Here is a 15,676-nt window from a genome sequence, read left to right as displayed (position 1 = left end):
ACGTACTACTGGCGTGAGACAGCTGCTCCCGATGGCTACGAGCTGCCTGATCCGAATGTTTTCGGTCCGCTGACGCTGGATGAGGGGAACATCGAGGAGGGTGTCTCCGTCACCGCCGAGGACGACCGGATTCCCGGTGAGGGCGAGGTGACCGTCGTCAAGGTGGACAGCGCGACGGGTGACCCGCTCGCGGGTGCGGAGTTCGAGCTGTGGCAGGAGACCAACGGTGTCGAGGGTCTTCAGACCACGGGCGCGGACCCGGACACGCTGGTGGTCGAGTCCTGCACGACGGAGGCCTCGGGCGAGTGCACCTCCACGCAGGGCGCGGGTACGTACTACTGGCGTGAGACCGCCGCTCCGGATGGCTACGAGCTGCCCGATCCGAACGTCTTCGGTCCGCTGACCCTGGACGAGGAGAACATCGAGGACGGCGTCACCGTCACCGCCAAGAACACCAAGTCCGAGGAGGACGAGGACGGCAAGATCATCGTCGTCAAGAAGGACAAGGCCAACGGCAAGCGGCTCGAAGGAGCCGTCTTCCAGCTCTGGCGCGAGACGAACGGCCGCCCGGGTCCGCAGCTCCGCGGGCCGAACCCGGACACCGAGGTCGGCCCCGCCTGCGCGACGGACTCCCGGGGACTGTGCACCTTCCCGGACCTGCCGCTGGGCACGTACTACCTCCAGGAGACCGACGTACCCGAGGGCTACCGCCTGCCGAGGCAGCCGGTGACCGGACCGTACGAGATCACGTCCGAGAACGCCGAGAAGGGCGTCGTGGTCAAGATCGGCAACAAGCGGGGTGAGCCGGGCAAGGGCAAGTAGGCCCACGGCCGTACGGGCCCGCGGGCCCGTACGGCGGAGGGGGTCACGGCGCGCACCGCGCCGTGGCCCCCTTTCGGCGGTAAAATCGAGGGGTGGCGCGTCCCAACAAGGATGTTCAGGCGCGACTCCAGGAGTACGCGGACCTGACCCTGATCAGCGGCGGTGACGCCTTCCGGGCCCGGGCCTACGAGAGGGCCGCGCGGGCGATCGGCGGCTCCCGTGCTGACGTCTCGCAGCTCGACGCCGAGGGGCTGCGCGAGATCCCCGGCGTGGGCAGGTCCATCGCCGACAAGGTCGTGGAGTACCTGCGCACCGGCGAGATGCCCGGGATCGGGAAAGTGCAGGAGAGGATTCCGGCGGGCGTGCGGCAGCTCATGGAGATTCCCGCCCTCGGCCCCAAGAAGGCCCTGACCCTCTACGAGGAACTGCACGTCTCCTCGGTCGGCGAACTGCGGGAGGCCATCGCGCAGGAGCGGCTGCGCGACCTGAGAGGTTTCGGCCCGAAGACGGAGGAGAACCTCCTGCACGGCATCGAACTGCTGCGGGCGGCCGGGGAACGCGTCCTCCTGCACACCGCGACGGAACTGGCCGAGGAGATCGTCGCCGCGCTGAGCGAGGTGGACGGCTGCGAGAAGTGCACCTGGGCGGGATCGCTGCGCCGTATGCGCGAGACCGTCGGCGACGTGGACATCCTCGTCGCGGCGGAACGGTCCGGGCCCTTGATGGAGACCTTCCGCGCGCTGCCCTTCGCCGCCGAGATCATCGCCCAAGGCGACAAGAAGACCTCTCTGCGCACCACCGCGGGCACACAGGTCGACCTGCGGGTGGTGCCGCCCGGCTCCTGGGGCGCCGCGCTGATCTACTTCACCGGCTCGAAGGCGCACAACATCCGGCTGCGGGAGCGGGCCGTACGGCGCAAGCTCAAGCTCTCCGAGTACGGCCTCTTCCACGCCCGCAGCGGCAGGAAGATCGTTTCGGCGACGGAGGAGGAGGTGTACGCGCGGCTCGGCCTGGAGTGGATTCCGCCGACGCTGCGGGAAGACCGGGGGGAGATCGCGGCAGCCGAGCGGGAGGCGGAGGCGCCGGGGTCCGGGGCAGCCGGGTCCGCGCCGGACCGCGGGGAACCGTCCGGGGTGCCCGCGCTGCCCGTGCTGCTGACCGAGGCCGACATCAAGGGGGACCTGCACACCCACACCGACCTCACCGACGGCCTCGCGCCGCTGGAGGACATGGTGGCCGCGGCGGCCCGGCGCGGGCTGCGCTACTACGCCGTCACCGACCACGCCCCGGACCTGCGGATGCAGCAGATGACGAAGGAGAAGATCCTCGCCCAGCGCACCCGCGTACGCGCCCTGGACCGCAAGGGCGGAATGCGCCTGCTGCACGGCACCGAACTGAACATCGGCCCCACGGGAGACGTGGACTGGCCCGAGGACTTCCTGCGGGAGTTCGACGTCTGCGTGGCCTCCGTCCACTCCCATTTCGGCCAGAGCCGCGACGCGCAGACCCGGCGGCTGCTGCGCGCCTGCGAGAACCCGGGCGTCCACGTCATCGGGCACCCCACCACGCGGATTCTCGGCAAGCGCGCCGGGCTGGACGTCGACCTGGACGCCGTCTTCGCCGCCTGCGCCCGTACAGGCACGGCGCTGGAGGTCAACGCGCACCCGCACCGGCTGGACCTCTGCGACGAACACCTCCTGCGCGCCCGGCAGTACGGCGTCCGGTTCGCGGTCGACACCGACGCCCACTCCGTACCCGACCTGGAGAACCTGCGCTTCGGCGTGGGGACGGCGCAGCGCGGCTGGGTCACCGCCGACGAGGTGGTCAACACCTGGCCACTGCGGCGGCTGCGCCGCTTCCTGGGCGGCGGCCGGTCCTGAACGACCCGCTGCCGGAGGGGGATTAGGGTCCAGGCGACGCGCCCCCTCGGAGCGGAGAGCCCATGCCCCAGCGCCCCCATCTCGACGCCCTGGTCATCCTGGAGCGGGACGGACGAGTCCTGCTGGCCGAACGGCGCAACACCGGTTATGCCGACGGCCTGTTGAACCTGCCCAGCGGGAAGGTCGAGGCCGGCGAGAGCGTCACCCAGGCCGCCGTACGGGAGGCGCGGGAGGAGGTCGGCGTACGGATCGCGCCGGGCGCGCTGCGGGTCGTGCACGTGATGCACTACCGCAACCCCGAAGGACACGAGCGCGTCGGCTGGTTCTTCGCGACCGCGCGCTGGCAGGGCGAACCCGTCAACGCCGAACCGCACAAGTGCGCCGGAATCGGCTGGCATCCGGCCGACCGGCTGCCCGGCCACACCGTGCGCTACAACGCGCTCGGCGTCGCCCACTACCTCCGAGCGGAGGCCGTCAGCGTGCACGGCTGGCCCGAGGCCTCCGCCTGACGGGCCGGGCGGAACTTCTTCGCGGATTTTTTTCCGCGTACAGTGCCGCGTTCTCGCCCGGTGCCGGGCGTCGGTCGGGAGGGCGCGGGTGGGCGGTGGCGGGTGTCCGACCGCGTCATTTCCGCAGTTGCACAGTGGATTTCGGGGTGTGCAATGCCGGTGTTGCACACCCCGATTCGGCGATCCAGTACCCGCTTTTCGTATTCCCCCAGGTCCGTCGGTCTCCGCACTTGCACGCGATTTCGACCCGGCCGCAGGAATTCCAGGTGTGCAACTTGAACAGCCGCATTTCCGGGCTTCCTTCCGTACTCTTCAGATAGTCGGTCAGCTCCGGGCGAGGCGCCGAGTAGGCTCTTGACGCCTGCCCTCGCATCCGTAGAGCATGAGCGTGGCTCCGTTACCGAGGCCCGCGACTGACTTCATTGCGCGTTTCTCCCTGTCCCCTCTCCTGTTCTCCTCTTCCGTGAGGGGAATTGGCGGGCTTCGGTATCTGCGGCCGCGAGCGCGGCAGGACTCCGCCTGTCTTCGCGCGATTCCCAAGGTCCGACTTTCCGAAGCGTGCATGCGAAGCGATACCCCAGCGGCTTTTTCCACGCTGTCCGGGGGTGGCCGCGTGCTGCCGCATTCCCCTTCAGAGAGGTGTTGTCGTGATCGGCAGACGTCTGGAAGTGTGCCTCGTCGGTGTCGGCCCGCGCGGCCTGTCCGTGCTGGAGCGGCTCTGCGCGTACGAGCGGAAGTCCCCGCGCTGGAGCGGGATCACGGTGCATGCCGTCGACCCGGAACCGCCCGGGGCGGGGAGGGTCTGGCGCGCGGCCCAGTCCCGGCACCTCCTGATGAACACGGTCGCCTCCCAGGTCACCGTCTACACCGACGCGAGCGTGAGCATCGCCGGTCCCCTGGAGGAGGGTCCGAGCCTCTACGAGTGGGCCAGGTGCCTGCGGCACCGCGCGCTGCCGTCCGGCGTGCCCGTGGAGTACGAGGCGTACGACGAGGAGACGCTCGCGGAGGCCGCCGCCCTGGGGCCCGACACCTACCCCACCCGCGTCTTCTACGGCCACTACCTGCACTGGGTGTTCCGGCACGTCGTCGCGCACGCCCCCGACCACCTGGAGGTGCGGGTGCACCGCAGCCGCGCCGTGGCGCTCGACGGACCGCCGGGTGCCGGGGGCGCCGGGGGAGCCGGGGGCGCCCGGGGTGCGGCGGGACCGGACGGGCCGCAGACGGTGCTGCTGGCGGACGGCACCCGGCTGACCGGGCTGGCGGCCGTCGTGCTGGCGCAGGGCCACGTCCCGGCCCTGCTGACGGGCACCGAGCGCGAGTTCACCCGCTTCGCCGGGCAGTACGGCCTCACCTACCTGCCGCCCGCCAACCCGGCCGACGTGGACCTCTCCTCCGTCGCGCCGGGCGAGACGGTGCTCCTGCGCGGCCTGGGGCTCAACTTCTTCGACTACATGGCCCTGTTCACGCTCGGCCGGGGCGGCACCTTCGCCCGGGAGGGCTCCCGGCTGATCTACCACCCCTCCGGGCGGGAGCCGAGGATGTACGCGGGCTCGCGGCGCGGGGTGCCGTACCAGGCACGCGGGGAGAACGAGAAGGGCGCGTTCGGCCGCTACTTCCCCCGGCTGCTCACCGTCGAGCGCATCGCCGCGCTGCGTGAGCGGGCCGCGGCGGGGGAGCTGATCCGCTTCCGGGTGGACCTGTGGCCGCTGATCTCCAAGGAGGTGCAGAGCGTCTACTACGGCGCCCTGCTCAAGGCGCGAGCCGGTGCCGCGGCTGAAGCCGGTGCCGGTGCCCAAGCTGGTCCCGATGCGGAGGAGTTCACCGAGCGCTATCTCGCCACCGCGCCCGGCGCGGCCGAGGCGCGGCTGCTCGACTCCGTCGGCATCCCGTCCGAGCAGCGCTGGGACTGGGGCCTGATCGCGCGGCCGTACGGCGAGCGGACGTTCAGCGGGCCCGGCGACTTCCGCTCCTGGCTGCGGGGCTACCTCGCCCGCGACGTGCGCGAGGCGCGGGCGGGCAACGTCAGCGGTCCGGTCAAGGCAGCCTTCGACGTCCTGCGCGATCTGCGTAACGAGATCCGGCTCGCCGTCGACCACGGCGGCCTCGAAGCGGGTTCCCACCGGGACGAGCTGGAGCGCTGGTACACCCCGCTGAACGCCTTCCTCTCGATCGGCCCGCCCGTCTCCCGGATCGAGGAGATGGACGCGCTGATCGAGGCGGGCCTGCTCGAAGTCACCGGTCCTGCCCTGGCAGTTCACGCGGAGGCGGACGCCGGAGGCGGCTGCTTCGTGGGCACCTCGGGAGAGATACCGGGCGTCCGGGTGCGTGCCACCGCGCTGATCGAGGCCCGGCTGCCCGAGATCGACCTGCGGCACACCGCGGACCCGCTGATGCACCACCTCTCGCGTACGGGCCAGTGCCTTCCGTACGTCGTGCGCGGCGGGCGCGGGGCGGGCTCGGACTACGAGACGGGCGGCATCGCGGTCTCGGAGCGGCCGTACCACGTACTGGACGCCCGAGGCGTCGCGCACCCGCGCCGCTTCGCGTACGGCGTGCCCACCGAGTCCGTGCACTGGGTCACCGCGGCGGGCATCCGCCCCGGGGTCGGCTCGGTGACCCTGGAGGACTCGGACGCCGTCGCGGGCGCGGTGCTGGCGCTGCCGCCACTGCCCCCGGCGCCGCCGCCCCCGCCGGCCGTGCCGCCCGTACGAGCCGTGCGCTCCGTACGCGCGGTGCGTTCCGCCGCCGTGGCCGGCGGGAAGGGAGAGCCTGTATGAGCGCGTACGAGGCCGGACTCCCGTCTGACGGCGGCCCGGTGCCCGCCTGGCACGCGCCCGCCTGGCAGGACGCGGGCCTGCTCTCGCCGGTGCGCGCGGGCACCCCGGCCGAGGCGGCGGTGGGGGACCCGGCGTGGTTGCAGGCGATGCTGGACGCGGAGGCCGCCCTCGCCAGAGCGCAGGCGCGTACGGGCGCCGTCCCCGGCTGGGCGGCGGCGGCCATCACGGCGGCGGCCCGCGCGGACCAGCTGGACGTACGGGCGCTCGCCCTGGCGGCCAGGGAGACGGCGAATCCGGTGGTGGGCCTGGTGCGGGAGTTCACCGCCGTGGTGGCCCGGCAGGAGCCGCGTGCCGCCGAGTACGTGCACCGGGGCTCCACCAGTCAGGACATCCTGGACACCGGCGCCATGCTGGTCGCCCGGGAGGCGCTGCGGCTGATCGCCGCCGATCTGCGGCGTACGGCCGCCGCGCTGGCCCGTACGGCGGCGGCGCATCGGGACACCCCGATGGCGGGGCGGACGCTGGCGCTGCACGCGGTGCCCACCACCTTCGGTCTGAAGGCCGCGGGCTGGCGGCAGTTGGTGCTGGAGTCGGCCGAGCGGCTGGAGCGGGTGCTGGACGGCGGCCTGCCGGTGTCGCTCGGCGGCGCGGCGGGCACGCTCGCCGGGTACCTCCAGCACGCCGGGGACGGCGCGGCGGCGGGTGGAGCGGCGGCGGGCGACGTGGCCGCGGGCGGCGCGGAGTTCGTCGACCGGCTGGTCCGCGCGTTCGCCGAGGAGACCGGGCTGGCCCGCCCCGCGCTGCCCTGGCACGCGCTGCGTACGCCCGTCGCCGACCTCGGCGCGGCGCTCGCGCACGCCTCCGGCGCGCTCGGCAAGTTCGCCGCCGACGTGCAGGTGCTCACCCGCACCGAGATAGGCGAGGTCGCGGAGCCCGCCGTGGCCGGGCGGGGCGCGTCCTCCGCCATGCCGCACAAGCGGAACCCGGTGCTGGCCACGCTGATGCGCTCCGCCGCGCTCCAGGTCCCCGCGCTGGCCGCCGTACTGGTGCAGTGCCTCGCCGCCGAGGACGAGCGCTCGGCGGGCGGGTGGCACGCCGAGTGGCAGCCGCTGCGCGAGTGCCTCCGGCTGACCGGCGGAGCCGCGCACACGGCCGTCGAGCTGGCCGAGGGGCTCGTGGTGTCCCCGGAGCGGATGCGCGCCAACCTCGGGCTGACGGGCGGCCTGATCGTCTCGGAGCGCATCGCGGCGGTACTGGCGCCCCGGCTGGGGAAGGGGGCCGCCAAGGAGCTGCTCACCCGGGCCTCGACCCGTGCGTACGAGTCCGGCACGCCGCTGGGCGAGGTGCTGGCGTCCCTGCCCGAGCTGCGCGGGGTGCTCAGCGCGGAGGAGGCGGCCGTACTGCTGGACCCCGGGCGGTACACGGGGGCGGCGGGCCACCTGGTGGACGGCGCCCTCGGGAGCGGGGGTGTCCTGGGGCGGGAGCGCCCTGGGGAGGAAGGGCGAGGAGCGAAGGAGAGCGAGGAGTGAGGCGAGGCGGAGCCGTGGGGGAATGCGGGGCTGTGGGGGGGAGGCGGGCGCGCGCCGTTCAGCGGTGCGGGCTGTCCCGCCCCGGGTCCGTGCGGCTGCCCTCCCGGCCGGGCTCCACCGGGTCGGGCAGCGGCTCCATGTTGCCGATCTGGTCGGTGCCGAGTTCGTAGTACTTGACGGAGCTGCTGCCCTTCATGTCGAACTCCTGGGCCAGCCCGGTGGTGTGCAGTCGGGCCATCTGCCCGTCCTCCATGGTCATCGGCCCGACGGCCACCTTCTTCCCCGCGTCCCAGTTGTAGCGGTCCCAGGCGTTCACCTGGTAGTCGAGCCCGACTCGCGGGGTGCCGTCGGCATCCGGCACGACGGTCACCACGCCGGTGACGTTGGACCGCGTGCTGCCCACCGCGTAGTGCCAGTTCTCGTCCCTTTCCGGGGAGAAGCGGTAGTCGGCGTTCTTCGTCTCGACCGGTATGGCCACGGGCCGCCCGCCGTTCCGCTCGAACTCCGCCAGCGCCTCGGTGCGCCACTCACCCTGCTTGTCCCAGAGCACCTGGTCGACATGGAGGTCGAAGCCCTCGTCGTCGTGCATCATCTTGTCAACCGGAAGATCCATCGTGTTCCCGGTGCCGTCCAGATAGTGCTGCATGTGCCGCGACGCGTCGGGCTTGCCCGACCAGTCGGCGCCCTCGGCCAGCATCTTGGCCTTCGACCGGGTCAACCGGTCGCCGAAACCCGGGGATTCGGAGTCGTGCCGCCCGGAACCCGCGTCGGGCGCGATCTGTTTGAGGGTGGGGTTCAGCAGCCCGGCCGAGAGCAGGTCGTCCTTGTGCCCCTTCCACAGTTCGGCGCGAGCCGCCGGGCTCAGGGACTGCCACAGCCGCCCCAGCTCCGCCCGCTGCTCCGTGTTCCCGTCCCCGCCGAGCGAGGCGAGCTGCGCCGCCCGGGGCGCCATGTCCTCGTCCAGCGAGGTGTAGGTGGCGTGCCCCGCGTTGTGCGGGTCGCCGCCGTGGCTCCTGCGCAGGGCGCGGCCGACGGCGGCGTCGATCTCGGCGGCGTGCGCCACCAGCGAGGTGAGGGTGTCGGCGTACCACTGCATCCGGTCCCTGGTGCGCTGGTCGGTGCCCTCGGCCGGGCACTCCGCCTCCCGTACGCGCACCGTGCCGTCCCCCGGGTCCTGCACCAGCAGAGCGCCGTCCCCCCGGTCCGGGCTGCCCCGGCGCGCCTCCCCGGCCAGCTGCTTTGCGCGTTTCTGAAGGGCCGTCAACTCCGTGTGCGCGTCGTCCAGTACGCTCCAGACGCTCTTCGCCTCACGGTGGAGATCCCGGAACTCCTTCGCCGTCGAGCGGACGAACTCCCGGGTGACCGAGGCGTTCGCGCCCACCCACTTCGCCGCGTCGGACAGCTTCACCAGGCCGGTGCCGACGTCCCGTCCCAGTTTCTCCAGGCCGCCGACCGCCGACTTCCAGTCTCCGGCGGCGGTGTTCAGCTTCCCGAAGTCCACCTCGACGAGATCCGTGTACGTGAACGTCCCCACAGCCCAGCAGCCCTTTCGGTCCGTTCACTTCACCCAGGCGGATATCTCGGACACCGAGACCGCCGCGCCGTCGCGGTGCCGCATCGACGCGGCGATCTCCGCCTCGTCCCTCGCGTGTGCCTTCTTCGAGTAGTCCAGGTGGTTGGAGAGGTGCGCGCACATCTGGAGGACGGTCTTGACCTGGGAGTCCCAGACCTCCAGCGTCGTGCTCAGCGCGCTGCCCATGGTGAGGTTGCGGGCGGAGAGTTCGGCCGCCGCGCGGGCGGTGGAGCCCGCGCCGCCCTTGCCCGCGCCCGCTCCGGCCAGGTCGGCCGCCCTCTTCAGGTCGCCGTGCAGCCGGAACGCCTCGTTGCCCACGGCGCCCAGGTCGTCCTGGTGGACGACCAGCTCCGGCTCGCCGCCGGGCCCCGGGCCTGCCTCGGCGAGTCGCAGGGGCACGGGCCGCCGCTCCCTTGCCTCCGACACCAGCCGCGCCCACTCGCTGTTGAACGTCATCGCCGCTCCCGCCTTGTGCGTATGCGGGTAACGTATGCGAATTGCAATCATCGTAGCGGGCCGGGGAAGGGCATCTCCGGAGATTTAGGCGGCAGTTGCGCAGCGCTTTCCGGGATGTTCACGCGTTTCCCCCGGGTCATTCATCCTGTTCGATGCTTTGCGGCAGCGCATGCGGCAGCACGCGAAGCGGCTCGGCCCGGCTACGCCTCGCCGCCCGGCCGCGGGCCGTCCAGCAGCGCCCGCAGTACGGCCTCGAACTGCCCCGCCGAGGGCGGCTGTTCCCGCAGCAGCCCTTGCAGCAGCATTCCGTCCACGGTGGCGACCAGGAGCTGGACGCGCACGGGGTCGCTTGTGTGGCGGCGGGCGAACTCCTCGAGCGCGTCCAGCCAGCGGTGCGTCGGCGGGCGCAGCTCGGGCTGGCGTGCGGCGAGCAGGAACAGCTCGTACTCCGCGAGCAGCCGGGCCGGTTCGCCGAACAGCCCGGCCAGCACCGTCGCGAGCGACGACAGGCTGTCGGCCCCGCTGTCGGTGGCGGCCGTGAACTGGCGCAGTACGTCCACGCTCTGGTCCATGCAGCGGGTCAGCGCGGCGGTCAGCAGGTCGTCGATGCTCTGGAAGTGGTAGGCGGCGGCCGTCGGGGACAGGCCCGCCTCGCGGGAGACCGTCCGGTGGCTGACCCCGGCGACGCCGTCCCGGGCGACGACGCGCAGAGTCGCCTCGATCAGCTCCCGGCGGCGCCGCTCACCCTTGAGGCGGCGCCCGTCGGTGACGGTTCCGCTCAACGTGCACCTCCCGGGGATCGCCTGCCGGGTAGGCACAGTACCCGGCCGTACCCCGCCGTACGGGGCGTGCACGGGGCGGCGCCCGCCCCGTACGGCACGCGGCGGGCCACCCCGGTGCTCAGCTCGGCCGCGCGTCGCACGACTGCCGCGCATCCGCGGCAGGGGCCGCGTCCCCGCCCGCGTCCCCGCCCGTTTCCCCGCCTGCGTCGCCGCCTTCTTCGGCGGCCGGCGCCGTACGCAGCAGCGACGCTTGCCCCAGCAGCGCCGCCAGCAGCGTGAGGGCGCCGCCGCCGACCGCCACCGCGAATCCGCCGCCCGTGCCGAAGCGGTCGACCGCCGCACCCGAGGCGGCCGCGCCCAGGGCGACGCCGACGGTGAGCCCGGTGGTCGCCCAGGTCATGCCCTCGGTGAGCCGGGACGCGGGGACGGTCCGCTCGATGGTCCCCATCACCACGATCATGGTCGGCGCGAAGAACACCCCGGCGGCGAACACCGCCGCAGCCAGCGCCACCAGGCCGTCGACCACCAGCAGCGGCAGCGTCGTCAGCGCGGTGCCGACGGTGCCGGCCAGCAGCAGCCGGGACGGTGCCGCCCGGAGCGTGAGCAGGCCGAAGGCCAGCCCCGACAACGCCGACCCGGCCGCGTACGAGGCGACCACGAAGCCGGCCGCCGCGGGGCGCCCCAGCTCCTCGGCGAAGGCCACGCTGGCCACGTCCACGGTGCCGACGATCACGCCGCCCGCGAGCAGGACCAGCACCAGCACCCGTACGGTGCCCGACCGGAGCACCGAGGTGGTGTCGGCCGCCGCGTCCGCCGGGTGGGTACGCGGCTCGGTGCCGCGCTGCGCGACGAACATGAGCACGCCCACCGCCAGCAGTACGGCGGCCAGCAGCGGTCCGGCCGCCGGGAAGAGCGCCGTGCACAGCAGGACCGACAGCGCGGGGCCGACCATGAACGTCAGCTCGTCCACCACCGACTCCAGGGAGAAGGCGGTATGCAGCCGGGGCGAGCCGCGGTACAGCTCGGACCAGCGGGCCCGCACCATGGCCGCCATGCTGGGCATGCACCCGGCCGCCGCGGCGCTGGCGAACAGGGTCCAGGCCGGCGCCCCGTAGTGCGCGCAGAGCATCAGCGCGCCGAGCGCCGCGACGCTGACACCGGCGGCGGGCAGCAGCACCCGGCCCTGGCCGCGCCGGTCCACCTCGCGCGCGATGCGGGGTCCGATCAGGGCCATGGACAGGGTGAACACGGCGGCCACGGCACCGGCGAGCCCGTAGTCGCCGTCGCTCTGGGACAGCATGGTGATGATGCCGATGCCGGTCATCGACATGGGCATCCGGGCGACGAACCCGGCGACGGAGAAGGCGAGGGTGCCGGGGGCGGCGAAGAGTTCGCGGTACGGGCTGGCCATGCGGGGTCTCCTGGTTGGGGGACGGGCGCGGGGTCGCGGGAGGGCGTGCGTGGGGCAGGCGCGGTGACAGATGCGGGGACAGATCCGGTGAGAAAATTGAACGTTCGCTTCAATTGAAACACTCGTGAGAGTTATTCGGAAGACGCGCCCCTCGTCCCCGTCCCGTCCCCACTCCGCCCCCGCCTCGCGCCTGCTCGGAAATGTTGACGGCAGGTGTCAGGTTCAACTGCGACGCTGCGCTCCGCAGGCGAAGGGCGCCGGCGCATCAGGACGGAGCAGCGCGATGAACGAACACGACACCGGGCACCCGGCGGCGGCACTGGCCGAGCGGGTGCGCGGACCGGTCCTCACCCCCGGCGACGAGGGCTACGAGGCGGAGACCGCGGGCTTCCAGAGGGGGCTGGAGGCGCGGCCCGCGTACGCCGTCGGCGCGCTCGACGCGGCTGACGTACAGGCCGCCGTGTCCTTCGCCGCCGCGCGCGGGCTCCTGGTGCGCGTGCACGCGACGGGACACGGCCGGTCGGCTGCGGCCGAGGGCGGCGTGCTGATCAGCACCCGCCGGATGGACGAGGTGCGGGTCGACCCGGAGGCGCGGACGGTCCGGGTCGGCGCGGGGGCCCGCTGGGAGCAGGTGATCGAGGCCGCTGCCCCGTACGGCCTGGCCCCGCTGAACGGCAGCGCCCCGCACAGCGGCGTCGTCGGCTTCTCGCTCGGCGGCGGCATCGGCCTGCTCGCCCGTACCTACGGATACACCGCCGACCATGTGCACGCGATCGAGGTCGTCACCCCCGACGGCACCCTCCGGCGGGTCGGCGCGGACGTGGACGCGGAGGCGAACGCCGATGCGACCGCGGACGCGGACCTGTTCTGGGCGCTGCGCGGCGGCCGGGACGGCTTCGGGGTGGTGACCGCGCTGGAGGTCGGCCTCGTGCCGGTGTCCCGGCTCTACGGGGGCTCGCTGTTGTTCGACGCCTCCGTCAGCGCCGAACTGCTGACCGTCTACCGGGACTGGACGGTCCAGCTGCCCGAGGAGCTGACCTCCTCCCTCGCCTTCATCGTCCTCCCCGCCGTCTCGGAGGTCCCCGAGCCGCTGCGCGGTCTGCACGTGGCGCAGCTGCGGGTCGCCTTCACGGGCAGCGCGGCGGAGGGGGAGCGGCTGGTGGCGCCGCTGCGCGCGGTCGGTCCGCCGCTGGCGGACACGCTCCGGGAGATGCCGTACACCGAGAGCCCGTCGATCCACAGCGACCCCGTCGACCCGCACGCGTACACGGGCACGAACGTGCTTCTGGACGGGCCGAGCGGGCCGAGCGGGCCGGACGGCTCCTCGGGGTCCGCCGGGTTCGACGTCGAGGAGGTGCGGGAGTTCGTCGAGCGGGCCGGATACGAGGCGCCGGTGATGTGCGTGGTGCAGCTGACCCACCTCGGCGGCGCGCTCTCCCGTGCGCCCGGTGCGGGCAACGCCGTCGGCAACCGCGATGCGCGGTACTCGCTGAGCGTCCTCTCCGGAGGCGCGGGGGAGTTCGACGCGCCCGCCGCGGCAGCCTTCCACCGCACGCTGCTGGAGCGGCTCAAGCACCGGAAGGAGGGGCGCATCCTCAACTTCCTCTTCGGTGAGCCGGATGCGGGCGAGGTGCGCGACGCGTACGAGCCGCAGGTGCGGCGCCGGCTGACCGAGATCCGGCGGCGGCACGACCCGGACGGGCTCTTCCGCACGCCGGCCACCGACCTCTCCTGACGGCGGGCCGGGGCGGGGTGGGCCAGGGTGCGGGCCGGGGCCGCGCGGGGTCCCTGCCCGGCCCGCCCCGGCCCGCCCCGGCACCCGTCCGGGTGACGCGGCTGATCTGGCCGGGTGACCGGGCCCGCCGCGGGTCGTTGGTCACGTCATGGCAGTGATGCTGAAGCAGTTGAAGCACTGGACGGCGGCCCCTGATGGGCAAGAAGAAACGGTTCCGCGCGGCCCGGCCCGCTCCCTCGGATCGCCCATCTACGAGGCCCTGCTGAACGAGTGGTCGCGGGCGGGCCGGACCCTGCCGGGCGAGGGCGACCCACCGCGTGGCCGCGCCGCCGGGCACGCCCGCAGGCACGACGCGTACGGGAGATACGACGCGCCCCAGCCGGGTGAGCAGTACGACGCGTCCGAGCAGTACGACGCGTCCGAGCCGTACGACGCGCCCGCCGCGTACGACCCCCGCGAGGCGTACCCCGTCCCCGTGCCCGTCCATGCCGCCCCGGTCCGTGCCGCGCTCCCCCCGGACCGGAGTGCCGAAGCCGAGCCCGGGACGCCGCCGCCCACGCCGCCCCCCGCACCGAGCCCCCCGGCCCAGTCGCTCCCGCTCCCGCCCCGCGCCGCGCGGCCGGTCTCCCGGGTGCAGCAGATCAGCCCGCTCGGCCCGGCCGTGCCCGTCAGCCCGCGCGAGCCCGCCTGGGAGCGCGTCGGCACCTTGTGAGCCGCCACCCGGAGCAGCGCCGGGCAGGCTCGGGTCGCCGTCGGGCGGACCGGCGGGCAGATTGGGACGGTGACGCACGAAACGGGCGGCGGCTGTACGGGCCGCGGCAGTACGGTCGATAACGGCACGAGCGGCGGCGCGCGCGGCAAGGGCCCCGGCGCCGTGCCGGGCGGTGCCCGTACCGCCGGCCCGGTGGTGCCGCGCCGCTACGACCGCCTGCTCCCCGTGCTGCTGATCGTCGCCGGAGTGGTCGTCGACCTCTCGGTGCCGCCCCAGTACACGCCCGCCGCGCTGTTCGCCGCCGCGCCGGTGGTCGCCGCGCCGCTGTTGTCCGCGCGGGCGACGGCGGCGTGCGGTGCGCTGGCCGTGCTCGTGCTGGTCACGATGCTGTTCGTCGCCGGGGCGCCGGACGAGGGCGACTCCGTGATGCACGTGGCCACCGTGCTGACCGTCTCGGGGCTCGCGCTCGGCATCAACCGCCTCGTTCGGCGCGGCGAGCAGCGGCTCGCCTCCGCGCGCGGCATCGCCGAGGCCGTGCAGCTCGCCGTGCTGCCGGTGCCGCCCGCCCGGATCGGCGGCCTCGACGTGGCCGCCCGCTACGAGGCCGCCCAGTCGGACGCCCGGATCGGCGGCGACCTGTACGCGGTGCAGGAGACGCCGTACGGCACCCGGCTGATCGTGGGTGACGTACGGGGCAAGGGGCTGGGGTCGGTGGAGGCGGTGGCCGTCATCATCGGGGCCTTCCGCGAGTCCGCCGAGGAGGAACCGACTCTGGAGGGGGTCGCCGCGCGGCTGGAGCGGGCGCTCCAGCGGGAGGGCGGCAGGCGGCGCGACGTGGAAGCGATGGAGGGCTTCACCACGGCCGCGCTCGCGGAGGTGCCCGCCGGCTGCCCGGGACGGCTGCGGATCGTCAACCGCGGGCATCCCCCGCCGCTGCTGCTCGCCGAGGGCGCCGCCCGCTACCTGGAACCGTCCGCGCCCTCACTCCCGCTCGGCATGGCTGACCTGGCCCGCTGGCCGGACCGCGCGGACGAGGCGCGGCTGCCGCCGGGCGCGCTGCTGCTGCTCTACACGGACGGCCTGTCGGAGGCGCGCGACAACGGCGGCGAGTTCTACGACCCGGGCGGGCGGCTCCAGGGCCGCCGCTTCGGCCATCCCGAGGCGCTGCTGGACGCGATCGTCGCGGATGTGCGGGTGTTCACGGGCGGTGACTCGGGGGACGACATGGCGCTGCTCGCGGTGTGCCGCCGTCCCGGCGGGTGAGGCGGGCCGGGCGGGTTCGCCGTGAGGGTGACGCGCTGTAGGGGCGCGCGGTCGGCAAGCGGGCCTGACGTAAGGGCCGTACGGGCCGGACGCGGCTGACCAGGGGCGGCGCGGAAGGAGCGACGGTGTGAGGAAGGGATCTCGGCCGCCGACGGCTTGCCCCAATTGCCCAACACTGACAGCTAAGTCCAGGCCAATGGAGAGTCAAAAACCCGGGAACGACTTGG

12 protein-coding genes are annotated in these 15,676 nt (G+C 73.7%); 8 read left to right on the top strand and 4 right to left on the bottom strand.

Going from position 1 to position 15,676, the window contains the following annotated elements; translation table 11 throughout:
• The 5 genes from H299_RS0122630 to H299_RS35665 all read left to right on the top strand — a co-directional run.
• The coding region (locus tag H299_RS0122630) for a SpaA isopeptide-forming pilin-related protein (protein ID WP_027750263.1) at window positions 1-822 on the top strand (822 nt) is incomplete at its 5' end.
• Between the two features lie 92 nt (window positions 823-914).
• Window positions 915-2,702: a helix-hairpin-helix domain-containing protein gene (locus H299_RS0122625; protein WP_027750262.1), complete on the top strand. Its 1,788-nt coding sequence runs from the start codon at window positions 915-917 to the stop codon at window positions 2,700-2,702.
• A gap of 62 nt (window positions 2,703-2,764) precedes the next feature.
• On the top strand, window positions 2,765-3,211 hold the full coding sequence (locus tag H299_RS35675; protein WP_037760102.1) for an NUDIX domain-containing protein: 447 nt from the start codon (window positions 2,765-2,767) through the stop codon (window positions 3,209-3,211).
• A 647-nt stretch (window positions 3,212-3,858) separates the two neighbouring features.
• Window positions 3,859-5,988, top strand: a complete 2,130-nt coding sequence (locus H299_RS35670; protein ID WP_078512955.1) for an FAD/NAD(P)-binding protein — start codon at window positions 3,859-3,861, stop codon at window positions 5,986-5,988.
• Entirely contained in the window at window positions 5,985-7,517 is a 1,533-nt protein-coding gene (locus H299_RS35665; protein ID WP_078512954.1) for a nitrosuccinate lyase, read from the top strand. Before H299_RS35670 ends, H299_RS35665 begins: the two co-directional genes overlap by 4 nt.
• Window positions 7,518-7,575: 58 nt before the next feature.
• On the opposite strand, the gene H299_RS0122605 is transcribed toward H299_RS35665, so the two are convergent.
• The 4 genes from H299_RS0122605 to H299_RS35660 all read right to left on the bottom strand — a co-directional run bounded on the left by H299_RS0122605 (window position 7,576) and on the right by H299_RS35660 (window position 11,739).
• Window positions 7,576-9,051 carry a hypothetical protein gene (locus tag H299_RS0122605; RefSeq protein WP_027750261.1) on the bottom strand — a complete coding sequence of 492 codons (1,476 nt, stop codon included), beginning with the start codon at window positions 9,049-9,051 and terminating at the stop codon, window positions 7,576-7,578.
• 24 nt (window positions 9,052-9,075) lie between these two features.
• Window positions 9,076-9,546: a hypothetical protein gene (locus H299_RS0122600; RefSeq protein ID WP_027750260.1), complete on the bottom strand. Its 471-nt coding sequence runs from the start codon at window positions 9,544-9,546 to the stop codon at window positions 9,076-9,078.
• A gap of 200 nt (window positions 9,547-9,746) precedes the next feature.
• On the bottom strand, window positions 9,747-10,328 hold the full coding sequence (locus tag H299_RS0122595; RefSeq protein WP_027750259.1) for a TetR family transcriptional regulator: 582 nt from the start codon (window positions 10,326-10,328) through the stop codon (window positions 9,747-9,749).
• Between the two features lie 118 nt (window positions 10,329-10,446).
• Entirely contained in the window at window positions 10,447-11,739 is a 1,293-nt protein-coding gene (locus H299_RS35660; RefSeq protein WP_037760099.1) for an MFS transporter, read from the bottom strand.
• A gap of 283 nt (window positions 11,740-12,022) precedes the next feature.
• Between H299_RS35660 and H299_RS0122585 the strand changes: the two genes are divergently transcribed.
• The 3 genes from H299_RS0122585 (at window position 12,023) to H299_RS0122575 (ending at window position 15,449) form a co-directional block, all read left to right on the top strand.
• Window positions 12,023-13,474: an FAD-binding oxidoreductase gene (locus H299_RS0122585; protein WP_027750258.1), complete on the top strand. Its 1,452-nt coding sequence runs from the start codon at window positions 12,023-12,025 to the stop codon at window positions 13,472-13,474.
• 148 nt (window positions 13,475-13,622) lie between these two features.
• Window positions 13,623-14,186, top strand: a complete 564-nt coding sequence (locus tag H299_RS37705; RefSeq protein ID WP_027750257.1) for a hypothetical protein — start codon at window positions 13,623-13,625, stop codon at window positions 14,184-14,186.
• Window positions 14,187-14,255: 69 nt separating this feature from the next.
• A complete protein-coding gene (locus tag H299_RS0122575; RefSeq protein WP_078512952.1) occupies window positions 14,256-15,449 on the top strand; it encodes a PP2C family protein-serine/threonine phosphatase in 1,194 nt (397 codons plus the stop codon).
• Window positions 15,450-15,676: the final 227 nt, after the last annotated feature.

The organism is Streptomyces sp. CNH287, assembly GCF_000424825.1.
This window is presented reverse-complemented; position numbering and strand designations above follow the sequence as displayed.